Below are 23,707 nucleotides of genomic sequence, written 5' to 3' on the forward strand. Positions count from 1 at the left end.
GCTGCCATGAGCTTCGATCTTGCCACTCGCCTCGCCGAGCGCCGCACCGCCAATCTGTATCGCCAACGTCCCTTGCTTGAGTCACCGCAAGGGCCGCTGGTGACGGTTGACGGCCGCGCGCTGTTGGCTTTCTGTTCCAACGACTACCTTGGCCTGGCCAATCACCCGCAAGTGATTGAAGCATGGCGTGCGGGTGCTGCGCGCTGGGGCGTTGGCGGCGGTGCATCGCATTTAGTGATTGGCCATAGCAGGCCGCATCATGAGCTGGAAGAAGCGTTGGCTGAGTTCACAGGGCGGCCACGGGCGCTGTTATTTTCCACCGGCTATATGGCCAACCTCGGCGCGGTAACGGCGCTGGTCGGGCGTGACGACACCGTTTTGGAAGACCGCCTTAATCACGCCTCCTTGCTGGACGCGGGCTTGCTCAGCGGCGCGCGCTTTTCTCGTTACTTGCACAACGATGCTGTGAGCTTGGCCAATCGCTTGCGCAAGGCCAGCGGCAATACGTTGGTAGTCACCGACGGTGTGTTCAGCATGGACGGTGATCTGCCTGACTTGCCGGCACTGTGCGCTGAGGCACGGCGCGCTAATGCGTGGGTGATGGTCGATGATGCTCATGGCTTCGGCCCGCTGGGCGCAACCGGCGGCGGCATTATTGAGCACTTCGGCCTGGGCACGGATGATGTGCAGGTGCTGGTCGGTACGTTGGGCAAGGCCTTTGGTACGGCAGGTGCGTTTGTCGCCGGCAGTGAGGAGCTGATCGAGACCTTGGTGCAATTCGCTCGGCCCTATATCTACACCACCAGCCAGCCACCTGCGCTGGCCTGTGCCACATTGAAAAGCCTGGAGTTGCTGCGCAGCGAACACTGGCGTCGCGAGCATTTAAATAGGTTGATCGCGCGCTTTCGCCAAGGCGCGCAGGCCATTGGTCTTGAGCTGATGGACAGCGCCACGCCGATTCAGCCGATCTTGATGGGTGACAGCGGCCGCGCTATGCAGCTGTCACATCTGCTGCGTGAGAGAGGTTTGCTGGTCACGGCGATTCGCCCACCCACCGTGCCGGCTGGTAGTGCTCGCCTGCGGGTAACGCTGTCTGCTGCTCACAGCCTGGCGCAGTTGGAACTATTACTTGAGGCGCTGGCTGAGTGCTGGCCACAACTGGCTGCGGAGGGCGTCACCCATGCGTGATCGGCTGATTTTGCTGCCCGGTTGGGGCTTGGGCACTGCGCCCTTACAGCCGCTGGCTGATGCCTTGCGCGGGCTTGATCCGCGCTTAAACGTGCAGATCGAACCGTTACCGTTATTGGACTCCACTGACCCAGCCGACTGGCTGGATCAGCTAGACGCCGAGCTGGCGCAGGATGTTTGGCTGGGAGGCTGGTCCCTCGGCGGCATGCTTGCAGCCGAGTTGGCCGCGCGGCGTGGCGAGCGTTGCAGCGGCCTGCTGACTATGGCCAGCAATCTGTGCTTTGTCGCGCAGCCAAGCTGGCCTGCCGCAATGAACGCAGAAACGTTCGGCGCTTTTCGCCAAGGTTGTGCCGCTGATGCGCCCGCTGCCCTGAAGCGCTTTGCGCTGTTGTGTGCCCAAGGTGCAGCGGATGCCCGCGGTTTATCGCGACAGCTGTTGAGCGCTGCGCCACTGCCTAATTCCGCTGCCTTGCTGGCGGGGTTGGATGTGCTGGCGGCCATGGATACGCGCGCTGCGCTGCAGGCGTTTGTGGGGCCGCAACTGCACCTGTTTGCCGGCCAGGATGGGCTGGTTCCCGCGGGTGCTGCGCAAGCGCTGTTGATGCTTTTGCCCGATGTTGAGATCGGCCTGATTGATCACGCCAGTCATGCGTTTGCGCTGGAACGCCCGCATGAGATTGCAGCGGCCATTCAGGCGTTTCTGCACGAGGCCGGTGATGATTGATCCAGCCCAAGACTCACTCGGCGGGTTGCCGAATAAGCGTCAAGTGGCAGCTTCTTTTTCCCGTGCGGCGGGGAGCTACGACAGCGTGGCCGCCTTACAGCGGCAGGTCGGCCAGCGGCTGTTGGCCGCGCTGCCCGCGTCAATCAACCCGGCGCGCTGGCTTGATCTGGGTTGCGGTACGGGCTATTTCAGCCGGGTCTTGGCTGAGCGGTTCCCATCGAGCGCTGGCTTGGCGTTGGATATTGCTGAGGGCATGTTGCAACACGCCCGACCGCTAGGCGGTGCGCAGCAGTTCATTGCCGGTGATGCCGAGCAGCTGCCCCTGCGCGATGCCATGTGTGACCTGTTGTTTTCCAGCCTCGCGTTGCAGTGGTGCGCAAATTTTCCGGCGGTACTCAGCGAAGCTCGGCGCGTGCTTAGACCTGGCGGTGTGCTGGCCTTCAGTAGCCTGTGCGTCGGCACCTTGCAGGAGCTGCGCGACAGCTGGCAGGCGGTGGATGGTTTTGTCCACGTTAATCGCTTCCGTCGGTTCGAGGACTATCAGCGTGTGTGTGACGACAGCACGCTGACGCTGCTGAGCCTGCATGTGACGCCACAAACCCTGCATTTCCCGGATGTACGCAGCCTGACCCATGAACTCAAAGCTCTGGGTGCACACAATCTCAATCCCGGCCGCCCAGGCGGTTTGACTGGGCGTGCGCGCATGCTGGCGCTGCTCAGTGCGTATGAGCAGTTCCGTCAGCCCCAAGGCCTGCCGGCAACCTATCAGGTGGTATACGGCGTGTTACAGAAGGAAATCAGCTAAATGACTCAAGCGTTCTTCGTCACCGGTACGGATACCGAAATCGGCAAAACCACCGTCGCTGCCGGCTTGCTGCATGCAGCAAAATTGGCCGGGTTGTCCACTGCGGCAGCCAAGCCGGTGGCGTCGGGCTGCGTATCAACGGCGGATGGTTTGCGTAACGATGACGCCTTAGCATTACTGGGCGAGTGCACCGTGGCCCTGCGTTATGAAGAGGTTAATCCGCTGGCATTTGAGCCCGCCATTGCGCCGCATCTGGCGGCGCGCGAAGTAGGTGTGTTGCTGGATGTGGCGGCGCTGCAAGGCCCCGTGCAGGCCATTCTGGACAAGCGCGCCGACTTTACCCTAATAGAAGGTGCCGGCGGCTGGCGCGTCCCACTGGCTGGTGAGGCAACGTTGTCGGATGTGGCGATAGCATTGAAGCTGCCGGTCATTTTGGTGGTCGGCGTGCGTCTTGGCTGCATCAATCAGGCGTTGTTGACGGCTGAGGCGATCCTGCGCGATGGTCTGCCGTTAGCCGGCTGGGTGGCCAATCTGGTCGACCCGCAAATCTCACGTCTTGAAGACAACCTTGCCACTCTGGCCGAGCGCCTCCCCGCGCCTTGCTTAGGTTATCTGCCGCGGCTAGCGGATGCCTCACCGGCTGCAGTTTGCAGCTACCTTAATCTCGATCTTCTGCACTGCCCGCTATAAGCAGGCTAAGTGCCATAGCGTTTTACTTGTACGTTTTTCGAGCAATTTCTGCTTAAATTGGTTTGTTAGTGATTCACTAAAACGGAGCATGCTATGGAAATTTCTGGAAGTGCTTTTAATTCGGGCATCAGCACGATTCAGTCTGGCCAGCGCCGGACCGAACAAGCCGCTGCAGCCATTGCCAGTAATGCAGTGACTCAGCCGCAGCAGCCCACATCAACACCTCCGGCCAATCAGGTTAACCCAGCGCCAAGCGCTGCGGAGCAGAACCGCCCTGACTTGGCTGAGAGTTTAGTCGCGCTGCGCCAAGGGCAAAATGAAGCTCAAGCAGGCGCTAAGGTGGTGAGAACGGCTGATGAAGTTCTCGGTACTCTGATCGACACCAAGGCCTAAGCCCTCCAACCCGTGTGCGCTTACGCCGTGACGTGAGTGGCGGCTAAGGGACGAGGAGTGATGACATGCAGATTGGTGGCGCAACGTCCTACTCTGCGCCAGCGGCTAATCTGCTGCCGGTAAGGCTTCTTTCACCTGCTGTATCGCCTGATGTTTCCCCCGATATCACCCGCGCTGCCCAGGCGCCAACTAAGGCTGCCCAGCCGTTGGCTGGTGAGCAGTCCGCTTCGTCGCGTGATGAGGCGGATAAGCCCGACGACGCTTCGGCAAATTCGGATAAAGCCCAGTCGGCTAAAGGTGAGGCGAGTCCTCAGCAGCAGCGCCTTGAACAACTTGAAATCACCAAGCTGGCCAGCCGTGACCAGGAAGTGCGCACCCACGAGCAAGCCCATGCTGCAGTAGGTGGCCGTTATGCCAGCGCGCCGAGTTACACCTATGAGCGCGGGCCTGACGGCAAACGTTACGCGATTGCCGGTGAAGTCGGCATCGACGCCGGCGCTGTGTCCAACGACCCTGAAGCGACCCTCAGGAAAATGGAAGTAGTGATCCGCGCAGCCCTGGCTCCCGCTGAGCCTTCTGCACAAGATCGCCAAGTGGCCGCGCAAGCGCAGGTGTCAATGGTGGAGGCTCGCGTGCAATTGGCGCAACAGCAGCGCAATGAGGCGCAGGCAGCCAGTGAGGCGCGCGCCGAGGCGCTTATAGAAGATGAAGAGCTGCCGGTTGAGGCAGAGCAAACTGCCGCATCGGCACAGCAGGATCAGCCGCCGCCAGCTAATCTGGATCTGTACAAGCAACTCAGTGGCCTGCAGAAGCCCACACCGGTGGTCGATCTGGTGGCTTGAGCGGCAGCCGGGGTGCTTGACATTAAATAGCCATAAACGTATGTTTCAAACGCTTGTTTGATTAGCTTGGTTGCCCAAGGGCATTCGAGCACCGGGATAACTCCCGAAAACGACCGAATACCCGGTCACCTACACACTAAGAATCCACCGCAGAGGTCAACCGCTATGCCTGATTACAAGGCCCCCTTGCGTGATATACGTTTCGTACGCGACGAACTGCTCGGCTATGAAGCGCACTATCAGAGCCTGCCTGGCTGCCAGGACGCCACTCCAGATATGGTCGACGCCATTCTTGAAGAAGGCGCTAAGTTCTGTGAGCAAGTATTGTCCCCGCTGAACCGTGTAGGTGACATAGAAGGCTGCACTTGGTCCGCTGATGGCGTGAAAACGCCGTCCGGCTTCAAAGATGCCTACCAGCAGTACGTTGAAGGTGGCTGGCCGAGCTTGGCGCATGACGCCGATCACGGCGGTCAAGGCTTGCCTGAGTCGCTGGGCCTGGTATTGAGTGAAATGGTTGGTACTGCCAACTGGTCGTGGGGCATGTACCCGGGCCTGTCGCACGGCTGCATGAACACCATCGCTGAGCACGGCACTGACGACCAGAAGCACACTTACCTGACCAAGCTGGTATCGGGCGAGTGGACGGGCACCATGTGCCTGACCGAGTCGCATTGCGGTACTGACCTCGGCATGCTGCGCACCAAGGCCGAGCCACAGGCTGACGGTACTTACAAACTTTACGGCACCAAGATCTTTATCTCTGCTGGCGAACACGACATGTCCGGCAACATCGTTCATATCGTATTGGCACGCCTGCCCGATGCGCCGGCTGGCACCAAAGGCATCTCGCTGTTCATCGTGCCTAAGTTCATCGTCAATGCTGATGGCAATGTCGGTGACCGTAACACCGTTAACTGTGGTTCGATCGAACACAAGATGGGCATCCACGGTAATGCGACCTGCGTGATGAACTTTGACGGCGCCACCGGTTATTTGATCGGCCCACCGAACAAAGGCCTGAACTGCATGTTCACCTTTATGAACACCGCACGTCTGGGTACTGCACTGCAGGGCCTGGCGCATGCTGAACTGGGTTTCCAGGGTGGTTTGAAATACGCCCGCGAGCGCCTGCAAATGCGTTCGCTGACCGGCCCTAAAGCACCGGACCAAGCCGCTGATCCGATCATCGTTCACCCCGATGTTCGTCGCATGCTGCTGACCATGAAGGCCTTTGCTGAAGGCAACCGTGCGATGGTGTATTTCACCGCCAAGCAGGTTGATATCGTCAAATACAGCAAAGACGAAGCCGAGAAAAAGGCCGCAGACGATCTGCTGGCATTCCTCACGCCAATCGCCAAAGCCTTTATGACCGAAGTTGGCTTTGAAGCCGCTAACCACGGCATGCAAATCTATGGTGGTCACGGCTTTATCGCTGAGTGGGGCATGGAGCAGAACGTTCGCGACTGCCGCATCTCCATGATGTACGAAGGCACCACCGGCATTCAGGCACTCGACCTGCTGGGTCGCAAGATCCTGATGACCCAGGGTGGCGCGCTGAAGAACTTCACTAAGATCGTACACAAGTTCTGCCAGGCCAACGAAGGCAACGAAGCCATCAAAGGCCTCGTCGCACCGCTGGCTAAGCTGAACCAAGAGTGGGGCGACATCACCACCAAGGTTGGCATGGCTGCAATGAAAGATCGCGAAGAAGTCGGTGCTGCTTCCGTTGATTACCTGATGTACTGCGGTTATGCCTGCCTGGCTTATTTCTGGGCTGACATGGCACGCCTGGCTGCCGAGAAGATCGCTGCTGGCGCTGAAGACGAGGCCTTCTACAAGGCTAAGCTACAGACGGCTAACTTCTACTTCGCACGCATCCTGCCGCGCACCCGTACGCACGTTGACGCCATGCTGTCCGGCGCCAACAACCTGATGGACATGGCCGAAGAAGATTTCGCCCTGGGCTACTAAGCCTTAGTCCTTTCTAGGTCAAAGAAACCGCTGCCCTCTGGATGGCGGTTTTTTTATGCCTGCTAATCCGGTGCATCCACCTACTTCTCACCGTGCGTGGTTAACACGTAAGTCGTGCGGTTTTTTGGGCCTGAAAACTTCAGTTGGCGTGATGATTTGCTTACTGAGTTCCGTGTGAAACCCTCGGTTTACAGGCAAAATGCTCGGCGTTAACCACTTTTTGCCACTGCCTGGAGCCTGCTTTGTCGCGTTTTGCTGCTGTGCGCTTCGGTCATTTTTTGCCTTCGCTGTTGCTCCTGTTTGGCGGTCTGCTGTTGGCGCGGCTGGCGGTCCTGAGCGAGTTTTTCAGCTCTTTGTTCAACGTCTTGCCGACCTTGCTGCTCTTGCTCGGTGGGGCGTTTTGCTTGGTCTATGGTCGCCAGCGCGAGGTGTTCTTGCTGCTGACGCTGTACCTCGGCTATTTCCTACTGGACACCCAAGTCGATCACTTTCGCCTAACTGGCCAAGTGCGCAGCGATGCCGCGCTGACCTTTCATCTTGGCAGTCTGCTTCTGCCGCTGCTCTACAGCCTGTATGCCGCCTGGCAAGAACGTACCCATCTGCTGCAGGACTTGGTCGCACGTGCAGCTGTTTTACTCGCGGTCAGTGCGGTGACGGTGGGGCTGGCGCAGCGTTTCCCTGGCGCGTTATTGCAGTGGTTGTCAGTGGTGCGCTGGCCAGCGCTGCAGGTCGAGTGGCTAGCGCTGATACAGCTGGCGTACCCGGTGTTTGTGCTCGGCCTGGTTTTGTTGCTGGTGCAGTATTTGCGTACGCCACGGCCTTTGCATGCCGCGCAGTTGGTAGGGTTGTGTGGTCTGCTGTGGATGCTGCCGAACACCTTCATTCTGCCCAATGCGCTGAATGTAATGAGCAGCCAGATCATGTTGATCCTCTTAGCGGCCGTGGTGCATGAGGCTTATCAAATGGCCTTTCGTGATGAACTGACGGGCTTGCCGGGGCGGCGCGCCTTGAACGAGCGCTTGCAACGCATGGGTCGCAGCTACGTGATCGCCATGGCTGATGTCGATCACTTTAAAAAATTCAACGACAGCCACGGCCACGACGTTGGCGATCAAGTGCTGCGGGTCGTTGCGAGCCAATTGCGCAAGATTGGCGGCGGCGGCAAAGCCTATCGCTACGGCGGTGAGGAGTTCACGTTAGTGTTCCCCGGCAAAACACTGGAAGAGTGTTTGCCTCATCTTGAGCTGATCCGCCAGTCCATCGAGACCTATTCCATCCAGTTGCGTGATAAGCAGCAGCGGCCACAGAGCGATAAGCAAGGTCGGGCCAAGCGCGCAGGCACTGCGGCGACGCACGTGTCGGTGACCATTAGCATGGGTGTGGCTGAGCGCGGTTTGGAGCAGCGTAACCCCGAAGAGGTGCTTAAAGCAGCCGATCAGGCGCTGTATAACGCCAAGGGCGCCGGGCGTAATTGCATTCGCAGTTATGGCCAGCGCCGCGGGGCGATCAAGCTGGAGCCCGCACGCCGCTAATGATGCTGTATTCAGCATGTGCAGTGTGATTGTGACCGCGCGGCTTGGGCCTCAGCGTAGGCTCATTACCCACGATTTAGTTGCCGGAGCAGCCCGCATGCCTGAGTACAAAGCCCCCCTGCGCGATATGCAGTTTCTAATCGACGAGGTCTTCGACTTTCATGCCGGTTACGCCGCCATGGGTGCCAGTGATGCCACGCCAGACATGGTCAGCGCCATCCTGGGCGAGGGTGCCAAGTTCTGTGAGCAGGTGTTGGCACCGCTGAACCGCTCCGGTGATGAAGAGGAATGCCAAATCAACGACGGCGTGGTGACTACGCCCAAAGGCTTCAAGGAAGCCTTTGCCCAGTACGTTGAGGGCGGCTGGAACGGCTTGGCTGCCGATCCGGCTTATGGCGGCCAAGGCTTGCCGTCTTCGCTGGGGTTGATCGTCAGCGAGATGGTGGGCTCTAGTAACTTATCGTGGGGCATGTACCCAGGTCTGACCCACGGCGCGATGTCGGCCATTCACGCCCACGGCAGCGACGAACAGAAAAACACCTACCTGAGCAAGCTCACCGAAGGCAGCTGGACCGGCACCATGTGCTTGACCGAAGCCCATTGCGGCACCGACTTGGGCCTGATCAAGACCCGCGCGGTGCCTCAGGCCGACGGCAGCTATGCCATCACCGGCAGCAAAATCTTTATCTCCGCCGGCGAGCACGACCTGAGCGAAAACATCGTGCATCTGGTGCTGGCTAAACTGCCCGACGCGCCCGCCGGTACTCGGGGCATTTCGCTGTTTATCGTGCCTAAGTTTGTACCTGATGCGCAGGGCGAAGCAGGCACACGCAACGGCGTGAGTTGCGGCTCTATCGAGCACAAAATGGGCATCAAGGCATCCGCCACGTGCGTGATGAACTTTGACGACGCGACCGGCTACCTGATTGGCGAGGCTAATAAGGGTCTCAACTGCATGTTCACCATGATGAACCACGCGCGCCTGGGCACGGGCATGCAGGGTTTGTGTCTGGGTGAAACCAGCTTCCAAGGCGCGATCAAATACGCCAACGACCGCTTACAAATGCGTGCATTGACAGGCGCTAAAGCCCCGGAAAAATCTGCCGACCCGATCATCGTGCACCCCGATGTGCGGCGTATGTTGCTGACCATGAAGGCGCTCAACGAAGGCAACCGCGCGCTGGCCTATTTTACCGCGCAGTTAATCGACCAAGCGCACAGCGCGGCCAGCGCCGAGCAGCGCGAAGAGGCCGAAAACCTGTTGGCCTTCCTGACCCCGATCTGCAAAGCCTTTATGACTGAAAGCGGTTTAGAGGTGACCAACCACGGCATGCAGGTATTGGGCGGTCATGGCTTTATCCGTGAGTGGGGCATGGAGCAGTTAGTTCGTGATTGCCGTATCGCACTGATCTACGAAGGCACCAACGGCATCCAGGCCCTCGACCTGCTCGGGCGCAAGGTGCTGGGCAGCCAAGGCAAGCTGCTACGTGGCTTTACCAAAATCGTCCATAAATTTTGTGAAAGTCAGGCCGAGCATCCGCAGCTCAAAGGCTATGTCGCGCAATTGTCTGGGTTGAACCAGCAGTGGGGCGCGCTGACACAGAAAATCGGCATGGCAGCCATGAAGAACCCAGATGAAGTGGGCGCTGCATCAATGGATTACCTGATGTACTCCGGCTATGTCATCCTCGGCTATTTCTGGCTGCGCATGGCCGAAGTGGCCGAGCAGAAGCTGGCAGCAGGCACTGACGATGCGGCGTTCTACCAAGCCAAGTTGGCCACCTGTGAGTTCTACTTCAAGCGCTTGCTGCCGCGCACCGCCACCTACCTGGCGGGCGCCGAGGCCGGCAGTGAATGCCTGATGCGTTTGCCTGCTGAGCATTTCGCGCTGTAACCGGCGCAGGCTCCTTAGCAAACCCGCCTTTCGGCGGGTTTGCTATTTTAGGCGTGCATGATGCGTTGTGACCTTATAGTCATGACGCGACGCTATGTGTCTAAAAAGGTGTTCGGTTAGACTCCACGCCCACCTTTACACCTGCTGCTCGTCCGAGGATTTGCTCCATGGCTGACTACAAAGCTCCCCTGCGCGATATGCGCTTCGTGCTCAACGAAGTATTTGAAGTGTCCAAGCTGTGGGCCCAGTTGCCGGCCCTGGCGGACGTGGTCGACGAAGATACCGCGGCGGCCATTTTGGAAGAAGCCGGCAAGATCACGGGTGGTGTCATCGCGCCGCTCAATCGCAGTGGCGACGAAGAAGGTTGCTCCTGGGCCGACGGTGCGGTGAAAACCCCGGCCGGCTTCCGTGAGGCTTACCAGGCTTACGCCGATGGTGGTTGGGTGGGCGTGGGTGGTGATCCGCTCTTCGGCGGCATGGGCATGCCCAAGGCGATCTCGGCGCAGGTCGAGGAAATGGTCAACTCAGCCAACCTGTCGTTTGGTCTGTACCCGATGCTGACCGCAGGCGCGTGCCTGTCGATCAACGCTCACGCCAGCGAAGAGCTAAAAGAAAAATACCTGCCAAACATGTACTCCGGCCTGTGGGCAGGCTCCATGTGCCTGACCGAGCCGCACGCCGGCACAGACTTGGGCATTATCCGCACCAAGGCCGAGCCGCAAGCCGACGGCAGCTATAAGATCAGCGGCACCAAGATATTTATCACCGGCGGCGAGCACGACCTGACCGAGAACATTATTCACCTGGTGCTGGCCAAGCTGCCGGACGCGCCCGCTGGGCCAAAAGGCATTTCGCTGTTCCTTGTACCAAAGATCATGGTCAACGCTGACGGCTCTCTGGCCGAGCAAAACGCACTGTCCTGCGGCTCCATCGAGCACAAAATGGGCATCAAGGCCTCGGCCACCTGTGTGATGAACTTCGACGGCGCCACCGGCTGGATCGTCGATGCGCCGAACAAAGGCCTCGCGGCCATGTTCACCATGATGAACTACGAGCGTCTGGGCGTCGGTATTCAGGGCCTGTCCTTGGGTGAGCGCAGCTACCAGAACGCTGTCGAGTATGCTCGCGACCGCATCCAGAGCCGCGCACCGACTGGGCCTCAGGCTAAAGACAAAGCCGCCGACCCGATCATCGTGCACCCAGACGTACGCCGCATGCTGCTGACCATGAAAGCGCTGAACGAGGGTGGTCGTGCCTTCTCCAGCTACGTGGCCATGCAACTCGACACCGCCAAGTTCAGCGAAGACGCCACCACCCGTAAACGTGCCGACGAACTGGTGGCCCTGTTGACGCCGGTGGCCAAGGCCTTCCTCACCGACATGGCGCTGGAAACCACCGTACACGGGCAGCAAATCTTTGGCGGCCATGGCTTTATTCGTGAGTGGGGCCAAGAGCAGCTGATTCGTGACTGCCGCATCACCCAGATTTACGAAGGCACCAATGGCATCCAGGCGCTTGATCTGGTCGGCCGCAAAGTAGTCGGCAGTGGCGGTGCGTTCTACCAACACTTCGCTGACGAGATCAAAGCCTTCACCGATTCGGCTGATGCCTCACTGGCTGAGTTCGTGAACCCCCTGAAAGAGGCCATCGCCAACTTGGAGTTGATGACCGCTGATCTGCTGGCGCGCGCCAAAGCCAACCCCAATGAAGTCGGCGCGGCCTCGGTCGAGTACTTGCAGGTATTCGGCTACACGGCATATGCCTACATGTGGGCCCTGATGGCGCGCACCGCGCTGGCCAAGCAGGGGCAGGATGAGTTCTACGTCAGCAAGCTTGGCACGGCGCGTTTTTACTTCGCCCGCCTACTGCCGCGCATCCACTCGCTGACCGCCTCGGTTAAGGCCGGCAGTGAGTCGCTGTATCTGCTCGACGCTGCGCAGTTCTAAGCACGTTAGGCACTGTAAAAAAACCGGCTTGCGAGCCGGTTTTTTTACGCCTGTTAATCAGCGAGTTTTGCCGGGTGCCGCGCGCCTAAGGTCAGCCCATTGCGTTCAGAGACGGGCAATGCGCTGATGGCCTCAATGACCGCTATAAGGCTGCCCGGCTTATTCCCCTGAGCAGCTTTGCCTGTGCGGGCCTTGAAAAAAAGCAAGGCTGATGAGTATCAGTTGTTGATCTGCTGCTCGACCAATTCTGGGTTATCGATAAAGCGATTACGCGTGCCTTGCAGGCTGGCAATTTTATCGTTGCGGGCTTTTTCCTCGGCATCGGGTGGGTCCATCTGGTGCCACTGCTTAAACACCTGCACTTGGCCAACGATTGGCAGGCCGTATTCAACGTGCATATAGAAAATCGCCCGAGCGACATTGCCCTTGGCTTCATCGCGCGGTTCGACCATCTGGAAGCTGGTTTTCATATCACAGCCGATATCATCGAATTTGCTCGCCACGCTGTCGTCCAAGTCGCCAAACTGCGCATTGCGGCGCACCAGTTCAACGCGAGTCAGGGCCGGGTAAAGGTTATGTAGGTCAGATGCCATATAAACGTAACGCGGGTTCATGATCCCGCACTGACGGTTGGTGATGCAGCGCAGGGAGCTTTTGAGCTGTTTAGTGCTGTAAATCGCGCTGGCTTTAAGCTGGCCGCTTTCCTCGCTAAAAGCTTTGCCGCAATACAAGGTGGTGCCGCCCTGGCCATACACCTGGCCCCAGAACTGTTGCACAGCGGCTTTAGGATCGGAGATTTGGTCTTGGCCGTTAGCCAATACCAATGGGCTGATGGTGGCTGCTACGCAGCCAATAGCAAGAAACAATGAGCGCATGTGTGGCCCCAGTGACCGCCGTTGACGGCGTTTGTTGTTTTTGTAAGACAATACCGAGTCTAACAAGACCTGCGTCACAAAATAAAGCCGAGCGTTTGCTTGGTTACGAGGCTGTAAGCCGTGGCTTACACGCTTTACTGTGGATCGCCACAATGACCCGCGCTCTGCGTCCACTGTCCATGGCCCGAGGACGGCTTGCCATTTGGTCAGCTTTTCTGTCGAGGCACCGCTCACCATGCGTGAAGCGCGAAGGTTGCCGCTGTTGATTGCCGAGCATATCGTCGCCTGTGGTTAAGCAGCGGTCGCGTGCGCGTATTACGACTGCCCCCATAAACGTGCCACGTTTATGGGGATGGCAACTGCAACAATAATCAAGCCTAAGCAGTGACTGGCTGCAGTCAGCCCAAGGTTGGCCATCGCGGCGCTGACAAAGCGTGGGCTGATTCAGTTGGCATCGATGTCCAGTGCTCGTTTAAAGCTTGTTTGATTTTCAAGGTTACGAACATAACGTCGGATATGCAGGAATTTGCTCTCGGATGTGAGCCATTTGAGTGCGCCCTTCACTACAAATCCGAGCATGAAGTCTGCACCTGTAAGTTGGTCCGCGACTAAAAAGTTCTTACCATTCAGGTAGTCGTTCAGGTATGAAAAAACGTTATTAAATTCAGTTTCAGCGTAGTCGTTAAGAAATTTAAGATCCGTTCCGGACTTTATTTCAAACTCATTAAATATTTTTAATAAGAGCGGAAGCATGGCTGAGCTTTCTGAGAAGTGAATCCATGTGAGGTAATCACTGTATTCAGCTGAATTTTCATCAGGCGCTAAGTGAGGTGCAAAGCGCTTAATCAGCACTTCCACCATCGCGCCGGACTCTGCAATCACTTGGCCATCTAGCTCAATCACCGGCGATTTGCCGAGAGGATGAATGGCCTTGAGTGAGGCGGGGGCTAAATGGGTTTTATCATCGCGGGCGTATTTGATTAGCTCATACGGTTCACCTATTTCCTCTAGCAGCCAAAGGATGCGAATGGAGCGTGAAGCATTAAGGTGGTGAAGTTTTATCATCGATTTAGCTCCGTGGGAGGCGCCGAACATTTATAGACGCTGCTGCTGCCTAGGTAACGGGGTTGCTGCACGGCATAGGCTACGCGCTCAATAGTCAACCGGTCTATTATTTACTGGTATGGCCCAAGATAGGCTCAACACGTACCGCTTTTGTCAGTGGATAGGCCCTTCAGTCGGGGCCTGGTGTGGGTCTTGTGGAGGGCATATTGATATAGCGAGGCGTTAACATCCCTTGTAGACGACTGGTCTAATTTATTGGTAACCTGCCCCCTATGAAGCAAAATTACGATGACACGCGCCAGCATTTACTCAACACCGGCCACCGGATAATGGTCGTGAAGGGCTTTACAGGCGTGGGCTTAAACGAGATTTTGCAGGCCGCAAGCGTGCCCAAGGGCTCGTTCTACCACTACTTTAAATCCAAAGAGCAATTCGGCCAGTCCTTGCTCGAAGATTACTTCCGCAATTACTTGGCGAATATGGATGAGCGTTTCGCCGTAACTGGTAACACCGCTCGCGAGCGGCTTATGGGCTATTGGCAGAAGTGGCTGGATAGCTACTGTGAGCCCTGCGATGAGCAGAAGTGCCTGGTCGTGAAGTTGAGCGCTGAAGTGGCGGATCTTTCAGAGTCCATGCGTATCACGCTGCGCGATGGTGCGGATCATATTATTGAGCGTATCGCTGGATGTATCGAGCAGGGGCAGCGCGATGCTTCTCTGCCGCAGTGTGATGTTTACCAAACAGCTACCGCTCTTTACCAGCTGTGGCTCGGGGCCAGCCTGCTGAGCAAGCTGCACCGCAATAGTCGGTCGCTGGAAAACGCGATGGCCACGACCTTGACCACGCTGGCTTTTAACAAAGCCTGATGGCGCGGTTGTCCGCCCTTTAAGTGAGCGGTCTCTGCCTGCCAAATAGCCGACTGGTCTAATTATTAGCCTTGATACAGCTGCCTTTCACACCCATTTAGGAGTTTGAACATGCCTCAGTCAAAGCAAATCAATCGACGTATTGTGCTGGCATCGCGCCCGCACGGCGCGCCTGTAGATGCCAATTTTCGCATTGAGCACAGCCCAATTCCTCAGCCTGCAGAGGGGCAGGTCTTGTTGCGCACCGTCTACCTCTCACTTGACCCTTACATGCGCGGTCGCATGAGTGATGCACCGTCTTATGCGCCGCCGGTGGACATCAGCGGGGTCATGGTGGGGGGCACCGTGTGCCGCGTGGTGGCCTCGAAAAATCCGGCTTACAAAGTGGATGACTGGGTAATGTCTTTTAATGGCTGGCAGGACTACGCCATCTCCGATGGTAGCGACCTGACTGCGTTAGGCGATTCGCCAACACAGCCCTCTTATGCCCTCGGCATATTGGGTATGCCGGGCTTCACCGCTTACATGGGCCTGCTCGATATTGGCCGGCCGCAGGTAGGCGAAACGCTGGTGGTGGCCGCTGCTACCGGGCCCGTCGGCGCAACTGTAGGGCAGATCGGCAAGATCAAGGGCTGCCATGTGGTTGGTGTGGCGGGCGGGGCGCAAAAGTGCCGGTATGCCGTCGAGGTGCTGGGTTTTGATACCTGCCTCGATCACCATGCAGCGGACTTTTCCGAGCAACTTGCCAAGGCCTGCCCTGAAGGTATTGATGTCTACTTTGAGAGTGTCGGTGGCAAGGTCTTCGATGCGGTGCTGCCGCTGCTGAATACCAAGGCTCGAGTGCCTGTCTGCGGCATTGTCGCGCATTACAACGATACCGCCTTACCGAGCGGGCCAGATCGTTTGCCGTCCTTGATGGGTGCCATTCTGCGTAAGCGTATTAATGTGCAAGGTTTCATTATTTTTGATGATTACGCGCACCGCTACGACGAGTTCTTTAACGAGATGTCGAGCTGGCTTGCGCAGGGTCGGATCAAGTATCGCGAGGATTTGGTGAGTGGTTTAGAGGAGGCACCCAAAGCCTTTATCGGGCTGTTGCAAGGCCATAATTTTGGAAAATTAGTTGTACGTGTCAGCGACGATTGATTGCTTGTTTCCGGCATAACACAGGTTATTGCCCTGCCATCTCAAGTTCCTGGGTGGTAGGGCTTTTTTATTTAAACAATCCAGGTCATCAGGCGCGGCGGATAGCTGCAGAGCTGTTATGCCTGCCGCGGTAAGCGAGCGCATCAAATAAACGCCGCCCTGTGACGTATGTGGGTGGGTTTTCTGGAGCTCTATCCAGCACTCTTGTTGGTGCTGAGTGTCTTAGGTCCGCTGATCCAGGGCTTGAGTTTTCCACTTATGGTCTTGGTGGAGGTGGTGGCTTTGCTGCCGTTCACTCCGCTCATCGCCTTCCCGCTGGTTGGGTGGTTGGTTGCTCGTTTAAGGCAAATTAATCAGTAGTACGTGAGGCTGCTTCAGTGAGCGTCACGTGCCGTAAGAAATGAAAGAAACGATAACCAAGGTTGTCGGCATCGACACTTTAAGCAGAGGAAATACCATGCAAGCGTTAATCATCAACGGACAGTCGCAGCAGGTTGACGTTGCAGCGGATATGCCCCTGCTGTGGGTCCTACGCGATGTGCTAGGCCTGACCGGGACAAAATATGGTTGTGGCATTGCCCAGTGTGGCGTGTGCACCGTGCACCTCGATGGTCAGCCGATCCGTTCGTGCGTGACGCCGATTTCCGCTGTGGCGGGTCGGTCGATCACCACCATCGAGGCTATCGGTGAGACGGCTGTGGGCCAAGCTGTGCAGCAGGCTTGGCTAGCGCACGAGGTGGTGCAATGCGGTTACTGCCAGTCAGGGCAGATCATGGCCGCGACTGCTCTGCTGCAGAGCCACCCCGCGCCCGATGACCAAGCGATTGATGCTGCCATGGCGGGCAATCTGTGTCGCTGCGCCACCTACACCCGTATTCGTACGGCCATTCACAGTATTGGCCGTGTAGAGGAGGCGTGAGATGAAAAAACCTAACGAAGTGACTGTTGACATGTCCCGTCGCCGCCTCTTGCAGGGCAGCGGCATCGCCCTCGGCGGCCTGGTATTGAGTACCTGGCTACCGCCGCTGGTGTCCAAAAGTGCCGCCGCCGAGGCAGCCGCCGCAGGTCGGCTGGGCGACCGCTCTGCTGAGGGTTTCGGTGCCTTTGTCCGCGTTGGCCCCGATGGCGTGGTCACGGTGATCTCACCGAAGATTGAAATGGGTCAGGGCGCGCAAACCGGTATTGCCATGATGGTGGCAGAGGAGCTGGAGGTTGCTCTGGATCAGGTGATGATCCAGGAAGCGCCACCGAACTCGGCGCTGTATACCGACACCCTGCTGCAGTTTCAGGCCACCGGTGGCTCGACCTCTACCCGTTATACCTGGGAGCCGCTGCGCCGTGCTGGTGCCACGGCGCGCATCCTGTTAATTCAGGCGGCTGCTCTGCAATGGCGCGTCGCGCCGAGCCTGTGCCACGCGCAGAACGGCCAAGTATTTGGCCCCAATGGCCTGCAGGCTAACTACGGCGAACTGGTCGAGGCTGCTGCGACGCTGCCACTGCCCAGCGACGTTGTGCTGAAAACCCCCGAGCAGTTCAAGCTGCTGGGTACCCCCGCGCAGCGTTTGGATACGCCCGCGAAGGTTAACGGCAAGGCACGCTTTACCATCGACCTGCAAATCCCTGACATGCTGGTGGCCTCCAGCATCACCTGTCCGGTGTATGGCGGGCGGCTGCTCAAGGTTGATGACACAGCGGCGCGACGAGTGCCTGGCGTGCGCGACATCGTGCGCCTGGACAATGCTGTGGCCGTCACCGCGAGTAACTTCTGGGCCTGTCAGCAGGCCATCAAGGCGCTGAAAATCGACTGGGACCTCGGCCCACATGCCGCGATTGGTTCAGCGCAATTGGACCAGGAGCTGCTCGCCGCCAGTAGCCGTGATGGCGTGGTCGCCAAGCGCACCGGCGACATTGAACAAGCCAAGCAGCAATCGGCCAGCCAGTTCGAGGCGGTTTACGAGCAGGCGCTGTTGTCACATTCGCCGCTTGAGCCCATGAGCTGTGTGGCCCATGTGCGTAAAGATGCCTGCGAACTGTGGGTCGGCACCCAAGTGCCGGTGTTCGCTCAGCAGACGGCAGCTCAAGTCACCGGGCTGCCAGTGGAAAAAATCCAGGTGCACAACCAGCTTATCGGCGGTGCATTTGGCCGGCGTCTGGAGTTCGACTTCATCACCCAGGCGGTGGCCATCGCGCGGCAGGTTGATTACCCGATCAAGCTGATCTGGAGCCGTGAAGAGGACATGACCCACGACCTCTACCGGCCGCTGTACGCCGACCGTATGCAGGCCGCCCTCGACGTGCAGGGGCGCCCGCTGGGCTGGGAACACCGCATCGCTGGCGCCTCGATTCTCGCCCGCTATGCCGGCAGCTTGCCGGCCAACGGTGTGGATGCCGATGCCGTCGAAGTAGCCGTGGACCCTATCTACAGCCTGGCGCATTTGCAGGTTCGTTATATCCGCCAGGAGCCGAGCGTGGTGCCCGTTTCCTGGTGGCGAGGCGTGGGCCCGCTGCGTGGGACCTATGCCCTGGAGTGTTTTATTGATGAGCTGGCGCATAACGCCAAGGCTGACCCGGTGGCTTACCGATTGGAGCTGATGGCGGAGCAACCAAGAGCCCAGGCGGTGCTGCGTTTGCTGGCCGAGAAAACAGACTGGAATAAGCCGTTACCCGCAGGGCAGGGCCGTGGTGTGGCGGTCAGTGCGGTGTTCGGCAGCTATGTGGCGACCTTGGTTGAACTGGAGATGCAGGGCGACTTGGGCTTGAGCATCAAGCGTCTGGTCAGTGTGGTGGATTGCGGTTTTGCGACTAACCCGACCTCGGTTAAGGCGCAAATCGAGGGCGGCACCTTGTTCGGCCTGTCCGCCTCGTTATTCAACGAAATCCTGATCGAAAACGGCCAGGTGCAGCAGACCAACTTCCACAACTACCGGCAGCTGCGGATCAGCGAAGCGCCGGCGGTGGAGGTGCACCTGCTGCCGAGTCTGGAGGCGCCGGGTGGCGTCGGCGAGGCGGGCACTGCGTTGATCGGCCCGGCCTTGGTCAACGCTCTATTTGCCGCATCGGGTCAGCGTACTCGTCGCTTGCCGCTGAGCCGTTTCGGCTATTACCCGGTTTAAGGAGCACCTGATGAAATTAATAAGCAATCTACTGATGCTCGCCAACGCTGCTCTGCTGGCGCACGCGGCCTATGCGCAAGACGACTCGCTCGCTAAAGGCGAATACCTGACGCGCGCCTCCAACTGCGTGGCTTGCCACACCGTGCCCGGCGGTGAACCCTTCGCCGGTGGTGTCGAGTTCAAGCTGCCGTTCGGTTCGCTGTTTTCACCCAACATTACCCCGGATACAAAAACTGGTATCGGCGCCTGGACCGATGACGAGTTCGTCAGCGCGATGCAGACGGGTGTGGGCCGCGATGGTAAACACTATTACCCGGCGTTTCCCTATACCGCCTACAGCAAGATGTCACGTGATGACATTCTGGCGATCAAGGGTTATCTCGCCAGCCTAGAGCCTGTCGAACAGGCCCCGCGGGAAAACCACATCAGCTTCCCGTTTAACCAGCGCTGGGGCATGGTTTTCTGGAACCTGCTGTTCCTCGATGACGAGCGGTTCCAGGCGGACAGCCAGTATTCTGAGGAGTGGAATCGCGGCAAGTACTTGGTAGAAGGGCCGGGCCATTGCGGCGAGTGCCATTCGCCGCGCAACCTGTTTCAAGCCGTCAGCAGCGACCGCTCGCTGGCCGGTAACGTGCTTCAGGGCTGGAACGCTTACAACATCAGCTCTGATCCTAAGCACGGCATTGGTGCTTGGCCCACGGACGTGCTTGCGCGCTATTTAAAAGATGGCGCAGCGCCAGGCTTGGGCTTGTCCTCGGGACCCATGGCCGAGGTGGTGGAGAACAGCTTGCGCCATTTGACCGATGCTGACCGTCAGGCAATTGCTGTCTTCCTCAAAGATTCAGCACCGCGCAGCGAAGGTGTACCTCGCCCAGAAAAGGCAGGGATGGTGGGGCAGACCAACAAGAATGACCTTGGCTATAAGCTGTTTGCCGGGGCATGCGCCAGTTGCCACAGCTGGGACGGTACCGGCAGCCAGAGCCCGACGGCCATGCTGCTGGGTCTGAAGACGGTTAATGACCCTGCCGCCAGCAACCTGCTGGGCATTCTCTTGAGCGGGCACGGCTCGGCCGATACCCCGGTGGACCGGTATATGCCGTCGTTCGGCACCATTTACAACGATCAAGAGTTGGCCGCGCTGAGCAGCTTTGTACTGCAACACTTTGGCGAGAGTGGTGCACGGGTATCGGTGCCCGCGGTCGCCGAGCGGCGGACCGAGTCCCTGCATTGATCGGAGGTAACGCATGTCGGGTCTGAATGCACTGCTGGATGCGCTTCTGACCGAGCGTGATGCTGGCCGCGAGGCGGTGCTTGCGACGGTGGTAAAGGTCGAAGGCTCGGCGTATCGACGGCCGGGTGCACGCATGTTGGTGTCGCGTTTCGGTAGGCCTGAGGGCACCATCAGTGGTGGTTGCTTGGAGGCGGAAGTGGCAAAAAAAGCCTGGTGGCTGACCGAATCGGGGCCGGCGCTGCGCAGCTACAGCACCGCCGAGGCGGATGAGGCCAGCGAAGAAGCGCTGAGCTTCGGCTTGGGCTGCAACGGCAAGGTTCACGTGCTGTTCGAGCGTCTACCGGCCAGCGGCTCCTGCGCGTTAGTCGATGCTTTACTCCGCGTTCGCGACACCCAACAACCAGCGGCCATCGCCACGGTGATTGCCAGCCCGACGGGTGCTTCACCACGCCTAGGCGCGCGCCTGTTCTTGGTGCCTGGGCAGCATGCTAGGGGCGAGCTGCTGCGCTCGGGGCTGGCTGAACATATCCGTGCAGACCTGCAACAAACCTTGCTGCGCGGTAAGTCATCCCGCTGTCTCTATCCGAATGGCTCAGACCCGGTGGAGGTGCTTCTCGAGTACTTGCCGCCCGTGCGGCGTCTGGTGGTGTTTGGTGCGGGCCATGATGCCCAGCCGCTGGTGCGCATGGCCAAGCTGTTGGGCTGGCATGTAACGGTGATAGACGGGCGAGCGCACTTCGCCCGCGCCGAGCGTTTTGCCGACGCTGACCAGGTGCTGGTTGGCGATGTCGAGCAGCCTTTCGCCTTCCGCGATCAAGTGCGCGGGGCTGCAGTAGCGGTGATGACCCACAGCCTGGTGCAAGACGCGCATTGGCTTCAGGGCGTGCTGCGCAGTGAGCCCTGCTATGTCGGCCAGTTAGGTCCGCGCGAGCGCACCGAACGCCTGTTAGCCGGCATCCATGAGCAGTTAGCTAAACCGCAAGACGAGCTGCCGGGGCTGGAATATTTGCACTATCCGATTGGTTTGGACTTGGGCGGCGACACCCCGGAAAGCGTGGCCATGGCCATGCTCGCGGAAATTCAGGCGGTGCTCAATGGCCGCAGTGGCGGCAGTCTGCGCTTCAGGTCTGCGAGCATCCATGACAGCGACCCTGTGGTGATGGCTGGCCTTGATGAAACGGATATTGCTGCAAAGGGTTGTCGGCATTTCGCCGGGCAGCGTTGACGATTTATCAATCTAGGAACCCATCAGCATGAGTGAATCTATAAGCGTTGTAGCAGTACTGACAGCCAAGGACGGTAAAGCGTTGGAGGTTGAGCGGGTCCTGCGCGCCTGCGTGCAGCCATCGCGCGCCGAAGACGGCTGCCTGTCCTACGTCCTCACTCGGTGTATTGAACAAGCCGGTCGTTTTATCTTCGTCGAGCGCTGGGCCAGTCACGAGGCGATAGCGCGCCATCGGCAGATGCCACATTACACGGCCATGGCCAATTTATTGGGCGACCTGTTGAGCGAGCGTCAGGTTTATGTGCTCGAAACGCTGGCGGACGACATCGAGCCCTCCATCGGTTCCCACGCCGGCGTTGTCGGGTGATTGTTGATCGACAGGGTCGACGTTTTCGCAAACTGCGCCTGAGCCTCACCGCGGCCTGCAATTACGCCTGCACCTACTGTGTGGCCGATGGCCGTCGCTTGGTGGCCGCGCGCGATGAGCTGACGGCCACGGCGATGCTGCGTGCAGTCGAGTTGCTCAGGGATGTTGCCGGTGTTGAGGCGTTGCGCATTACCGGCGGCGAACCGCTGCTGAGCGATAGGTTGGAGCCCTTTCTTCGAGGGTTAGGCACGCTGGCATTTCAGGACATTAGCCTGACCACTAATGGCCAGTTGTTGGCGGGCAAGTTGCCGATATTACGCAGCGCGGGCATCCAGCGGCTCAATGTTTCCTTGGACACGCTTGACCCGAATGCCTTCCGCAAGATTGCCAAGGGCGGCGACCTGCAGACGGTGCTCAGCGGCATCGAGCAGGCGCGCCGAGCCGGCATGAGCATCAAGATCAACATGGTGCCGATGCGAGGCAGCAACCTCGATCAAGTTATGCCCATGCTGGCGTTCTGTGTGCAGCAGGGCTACGAGCTGCGCTTTATCGAACTTATGCGGATGGGGCATTTAGCCCAGCATGCAGAGGTTTTCCGCGCACAGTTTGTCGGCCAGCGTGAGTTGCTGGAACTCATCGGTGAGCGTTATGAATTCAGCCAGGCCGAAGCGCCAGTAGACTCCACCGCGCTTCGCTATGACATTAGCGAGGGGGGCGCGTTCGGCATTATTGCCAATGAAAGCGTGCCATTTTGCCGTAGCTGCAGCCGCCTACGTTTGTCCTCCACGGGCTGGTTATATGGATGCCTGTCCTCGAATCGCGGGCATTTTATGGGCGACCTGTTGGCGCTGCCGAGTGATCAGGCGCACCCGCAGCTGGCAGGTTTGCTCAGCCGTGCGCTGGGGGATAAACAGGACGCTACGTTTACCGGCAGTGCCCTGATTATGAAATCGCTCGGGGGCTGAGGTCAGTGGGCGTGTCGACGTCCTGCAGAATGCCGCTATCAGCAAGCTTCACCTCAATCACCTGCTGCGCATGGGTGGCGATTAAACCCTTGGCCCCATTGTCCCCTTGCAGTTGCATCAATTCCGGCCAAAAACGGCGGCCGAACAACACAGGGTGTCCGCGCTGGCCATTGCAGCAAGCGACGACGATATGTTCAACGTGGGCCTGCGACTGCAGTTGCCGCAGGGTGGCGAGAGAAATCCACGGCATGTCCCCAAGCAGCACTGCCACCGCCGTGGCCTGAGTGTTTGCCAGGCTTTGGATGCCTGCAGCCAGGCTTGAGCCCATGCCCTGTTTGGCCTGTGCTGTACGAACCACCTGAATGCCCGGCGGAATAGCCAAGGCCTGCGCATCGTCCTCAACCTTCAACACGACCCGAACATCACTGAAGGCTTCCTGCGCCCGCAACAATGTTGCTGCCAGCAGCTTGCTACCGTTGGCCAGCTTAGCCACGCGTTTATCGCTGCCAAAGCGTTGTCCGAAGCCGGCGGCAAGGACTAAGCCGATACAGCCCGGCCTGCTGTGCAGTTCTGTCATGGTAAGCGGTCCTTGATGGTCTGTCGGGTTATCTATCCTCGCCGTGCTTGAGTGTGGGCCTGTAGACAAGTATCGGGCAACGAGCAGATGTGTCACCACGTAGAGAGCGCTGCCAAATACGATGACCAAAAAATAACTTCCGACACGGAAAAGAAAAAGACCAGCTCGATGGCTGGCCTAAGTCGTTGTTTCATATGGTGGGCCCACACGGACTCGAACCGTGGACCAAAGGATTATGAGTTGCCTAGCAACGCTGTAAGCCCAGTGAAATCGTGCGTAGCTTAGCGCAGGT

22 protein-coding genes are annotated in these 23,707 nt (G+C 58.6%); 19 read left to right on the plus strand and 3 right to left on the minus strand.

The window, feature by feature from the left end:
- Positions 1-6 precede the first annotated feature (6 nt).
- The 10 genes from bioF (at position 7) to WF513_RS01835 (ending at position 11,985) form a co-directional block, all read left to right on the plus strand.
- A complete protein-coding gene (bioF, locus tag WF513_RS01790; RefSeq protein ID WP_339081049.1) occupies positions 7-1,188 on the plus strand; it encodes an 8-amino-7-oxononanoate synthase in 1,182 nt (393 codons plus the stop codon).
- Complete coding sequence (locus WF513_RS01795; RefSeq protein WP_339081050.1) at positions 1,181-1,912, plus strand: alpha/beta fold hydrolase; 732 nt, start codon at positions 1,181-1,183, stop codon at positions 1,910-1,912. The genes bioF and WF513_RS01795 overlap by 8 nt, the downstream gene beginning before the upstream one ends.
- Positions 1,905-2,717, plus strand: a complete 813-nt coding sequence (gene bioC / locus WF513_RS01800; RefSeq protein WP_339081051.1) for a malonyl-ACP O-methyltransferase BioC — start codon at positions 1,905-1,907, stop codon at positions 2,715-2,717. Before WF513_RS01795 ends, bioC begins: the two co-directional genes overlap by 8 nt.
- Positions 2,718-3,407 (plus strand): dethiobiotin synthase, encoded by a 690-nt coding sequence (gene bioD, locus WF513_RS01805; protein WP_339081052.1) that lies wholly within the window; start codon positions 2,718-2,720, stop codon positions 3,405-3,407. It abuts the gene before it with no gap.
- A 93-nt stretch (positions 3,408-3,500) separates the two neighbouring features.
- On the plus strand, positions 3,501-3,800 hold the full coding sequence (locus WF513_RS01810) for a hypothetical protein (RefSeq protein WP_339081053.1): 300 nt from the start codon (positions 3,501-3,503) through the stop codon (positions 3,798-3,800).
- A 65-nt stretch (positions 3,801-3,865) separates the two neighbouring features.
- Positions 3,866-4,642: a putative metalloprotease CJM1_0395 family protein gene (locus tag WF513_RS01815; RefSeq protein ID WP_339081054.1), complete on the plus strand. Its 777-nt coding sequence runs from the start codon at positions 3,866-3,868 to the stop codon at positions 4,640-4,642.
- Between the two features lie 165 nt (positions 4,643-4,807).
- Positions 4,808-6,613, plus strand: coding sequence for a phenylacyl-CoA dehydrogenase (locus WF513_RS01820; protein ID WP_339081055.1), 1,806 nt, complete (start codon positions 4,808-4,810; stop codon positions 6,611-6,613).
- Positions 6,614-6,855: 242 nt separating this feature from the next.
- On the plus strand, positions 6,856-8,145 hold the full coding sequence (locus tag WF513_RS01825) for a GGDEF domain-containing protein (RefSeq protein ID WP_339081056.1): 1,290 nt from the start codon (positions 6,856-6,858) through the stop codon (positions 8,143-8,145).
- Positions 8,146-8,242: 97 nt separating this feature from the next.
- Positions 8,243-10,039, plus strand: a complete 1,797-nt coding sequence (locus WF513_RS01830; protein ID WP_339081057.1) for an acyl-CoA dehydrogenase C-terminal domain-containing protein — start codon at positions 8,243-8,245, stop codon at positions 10,037-10,039.
- Between the two features lie 167 nt (positions 10,040-10,206).
- On the plus strand, positions 10,207-11,985 hold the full coding sequence (locus tag WF513_RS01835; RefSeq protein WP_339081058.1) for an acyl-CoA dehydrogenase C-terminal domain-containing protein: 1,779 nt from the start codon (positions 10,207-10,209) through the stop codon (positions 11,983-11,985).
- A 218-nt stretch (positions 11,986-12,203) separates the two neighbouring features.
- Here WF513_RS01835 and WF513_RS01840 read toward each other — a convergent pair whose 3' ends face one another.
- A complete protein-coding gene (locus WF513_RS01840) occupies positions 12,204-12,860 on the minus strand; it encodes an endonuclease (protein ID WP_339081059.1) in 657 nt (218 codons plus the stop codon).
- A 444-nt stretch (positions 12,861-13,304) separates the two neighbouring features.
- Positions 13,305-13,925, minus strand: a complete 621-nt coding sequence (locus WF513_RS01845; protein WP_339083371.1) for a glutathione S-transferase — start codon at positions 13,923-13,925, stop codon at positions 13,305-13,307.
- Between the two features lie 272 nt (positions 13,926-14,197).
- Here WF513_RS01845 and WF513_RS01850 point away from each other — a divergent pair, with 272 nt between their 5' ends.
- The 9 genes from WF513_RS01850 to WF513_RS01890 all read left to right on the plus strand — a co-directional run bounded on the left by WF513_RS01850 (position 14,198) and on the right by WF513_RS01890 (position 22,838).
- Positions 14,198-14,791: a TetR/AcrR family transcriptional regulator gene (locus WF513_RS01850; RefSeq protein WP_339081060.1), complete on the plus strand. Its 594-nt coding sequence runs from the start codon at positions 14,198-14,200 to the stop codon at positions 14,789-14,791.
- Between the two features lie 111 nt (positions 14,792-14,902).
- The gene (locus WF513_RS01855) at positions 14,903-15,937 is read left to right on the plus strand and encodes an NADP-dependent oxidoreductase (RefSeq protein ID WP_339081061.1); all 1,035 of its coding nucleotides are present in this window, start codon (positions 14,903-14,905) and stop codon (positions 15,935-15,937) included.
- Between the two features lie 168 nt (positions 15,938-16,105).
- Positions 16,106-16,297 carry a hypothetical protein gene (locus tag WF513_RS01860; protein ID WP_339081062.1) on the plus strand — a complete coding sequence of 64 codons (192 nt, stop codon included), beginning with the start codon at positions 16,106-16,108 and terminating at the stop codon, positions 16,295-16,297.
- A 97-nt stretch (positions 16,298-16,394) separates the two neighbouring features.
- Entirely contained in the window at positions 16,395-16,856 is a 462-nt protein-coding gene (locus tag WF513_RS01865) for a (2Fe-2S)-binding protein (RefSeq protein ID WP_339081063.1), read from the plus strand.
- A gap of 1 nt (position 16,857) precedes the next feature.
- On the plus strand, positions 16,858-19,050 hold the full coding sequence (locus WF513_RS01870) for a molybdopterin cofactor-binding domain-containing protein (protein WP_339081064.1): 2,193 nt from the start codon (positions 16,858-16,860) through the stop codon (positions 19,048-19,050).
- 10 nt (positions 19,051-19,060) lie between these two features.
- On the plus strand, positions 19,061-20,281 hold the full coding sequence (locus tag WF513_RS01875) for a cytochrome c (protein ID WP_339081065.1): 1,221 nt from the start codon (positions 19,061-19,063) through the stop codon (positions 20,279-20,281).
- A gap of 13 nt (positions 20,282-20,294) precedes the next feature.
- Entirely contained in the window at positions 20,295-21,506 is a 1,212-nt protein-coding gene (locus WF513_RS01880; RefSeq protein WP_339081066.1) for an XdhC family protein, read from the plus strand.
- Between the two features lie 28 nt (positions 21,507-21,534).
- The gene (locus WF513_RS01885) at positions 21,535-21,873 is read left to right on the plus strand and encodes a putative quinol monooxygenase (protein WP_339081067.1); all 339 of its coding nucleotides are present in this window, start codon (positions 21,535-21,537) and stop codon (positions 21,871-21,873) included.
- Positions 21,870-22,838 (plus strand): radical SAM protein, encoded by a 969-nt coding sequence (locus WF513_RS01890; protein ID WP_339081068.1) that lies wholly within the window; start codon positions 21,870-21,872, stop codon positions 22,836-22,838. Before WF513_RS01885 ends, WF513_RS01890 begins: the two co-directional genes overlap by 4 nt.
- Here WF513_RS01890 and WF513_RS01895 read toward each other — a convergent pair.
- On the minus strand, positions 22,816-23,415 hold the full coding sequence (locus tag WF513_RS01895; protein ID WP_339081069.1) for a nucleotidyltransferase family protein: 600 nt from the start codon (positions 23,413-23,415) through the stop codon (positions 22,816-22,818). The genes WF513_RS01890 and WF513_RS01895 overlap by 23 nt on opposite strands.
- Between the last annotated feature and the right edge of the window lie 292 nt (positions 23,416-23,707).

This window comes from Pseudomonas sp. TMP9 (assembly GCF_037943105.1).
Lineage (GTDB): Bacteria > Pseudomonadota > Gammaproteobacteria > Pseudomonadales > Pseudomonadaceae > Aquipseudomonas.

What these genes read in the sequence shown, in the direction of transcription:
- WF513_RS01840 (WP_339081059.1), bottom strand. Translation starts at nt 12,860, where the DNA reads ATGCGCTCATTGTTTCTTGCTATTGGCTGCGTAGCAGCCACCATCAGC.
- WF513_RS01895 (WP_339081069.1), bottom strand. Translation starts at nt 23,415, where the DNA reads ATGACAGAACTGCACAGCAGGCCGGGCTGTATCGGCTTAGTCCTTGCC.
- bioC (WP_339081051.1), top strand. Translation starts at nt 1,905, where the DNA reads ATGATTGATCCAGCCCAAGACTCACTCGGCGGGTTGCCGAATAAGCGT.
- WF513_RS01875 (WP_339081065.1), top strand. Translation starts at nt 19,061, where the DNA reads ATGAAATTAATAAGCAATCTACTGATGCTCGCCAACGCTGCTCTGCTG.
- WF513_RS01810 (WP_339081053.1), top strand. Translation starts at nt 3,501, where the DNA reads ATGGAAATTTCTGGAAGTGCTTTTAATTCGGGCATCAGCACGATTCAG.
- WF513_RS01815 (WP_339081054.1), top strand. Translation starts at nt 3,866, where the DNA reads ATGCAGATTGGTGGCGCAACGTCCTACTCTGCGCCAGCGGCTAATCTG.
- WF513_RS01870 (WP_339081064.1), top strand. Translation starts at nt 16,858, where the DNA reads ATGAAAAAACCTAACGAAGTGACTGTTGACATGTCCCGTCGCCGCCTC.
- WF513_RS01885 (WP_339081067.1), top strand. Translation starts at nt 21,535, where the DNA reads ATGAGTGAATCTATAAGCGTTGTAGCAGTACTGACAGCCAAGGACGGT.
- WF513_RS01795 (WP_339081050.1), top strand. Translation starts at nt 1,181, where the DNA reads ATGCGTGATCGGCTGATTTTGCTGCCCGGTTGGGGCTTGGGCACTGCG.
- WF513_RS01820 (WP_339081055.1), top strand. Translation starts at nt 4,808, where the DNA reads ATGCCTGATTACAAGGCCCCCTTGCGTGATATACGTTTCGTACGCGAC.
- WF513_RS01855 (WP_339081061.1), top strand. Translation starts at nt 14,903, where the DNA reads ATGCCTCAGTCAAAGCAAATCAATCGACGTATTGTGCTGGCATCGCGC.
- WF513_RS01865 (WP_339081063.1), top strand. Translation starts at nt 16,395, where the DNA reads ATGCAAGCGTTAATCATCAACGGACAGTCGCAGCAGGTTGACGTTGCA.
- WF513_RS01860 (WP_339081062.1), top strand. Translation starts at nt 16,106, where the DNA reads ATGTGGGTGGGTTTTCTGGAGCTCTATCCAGCACTCTTGTTGGTGCTG.
- WF513_RS01830 (WP_339081057.1), top strand. Translation starts at nt 8,243, where the DNA reads ATGCCTGAGTACAAAGCCCCCCTGCGCGATATGCAGTTTCTAATCGAC.
- WF513_RS01845 (WP_339083371.1), bottom strand. Translation starts at nt 13,925, where the DNA reads ATGATAAAACTTCACCACCTTAATGCTTCACGCTCCATTCGCATCCTT.
- bioF (WP_339081049.1), top strand. Translation starts at nt 7, where the DNA reads ATGAGCTTCGATCTTGCCACTCGCCTCGCCGAGCGCCGCACCGCCAAT.
- WF513_RS01850 (WP_339081060.1), top strand. Translation starts at nt 14,198, where the DNA reads ATGAAGCAAAATTACGATGACACGCGCCAGCATTTACTCAACACCGGC.
- WF513_RS01880 (WP_339081066.1), top strand. Translation starts at nt 20,295, where the DNA reads ATGTCGGGTCTGAATGCACTGCTGGATGCGCTTCTGACCGAGCGTGAT.
- WF513_RS01835 (WP_339081058.1), top strand. Translation starts at nt 10,207, where the DNA reads ATGGCTGACTACAAAGCTCCCCTGCGCGATATGCGCTTCGTGCTCAAC.
- bioD (WP_339081052.1), top strand. Translation starts at nt 2,718, where the DNA reads ATGACTCAAGCGTTCTTCGTCACCGGTACGGATACCGAAATCGGCAAA.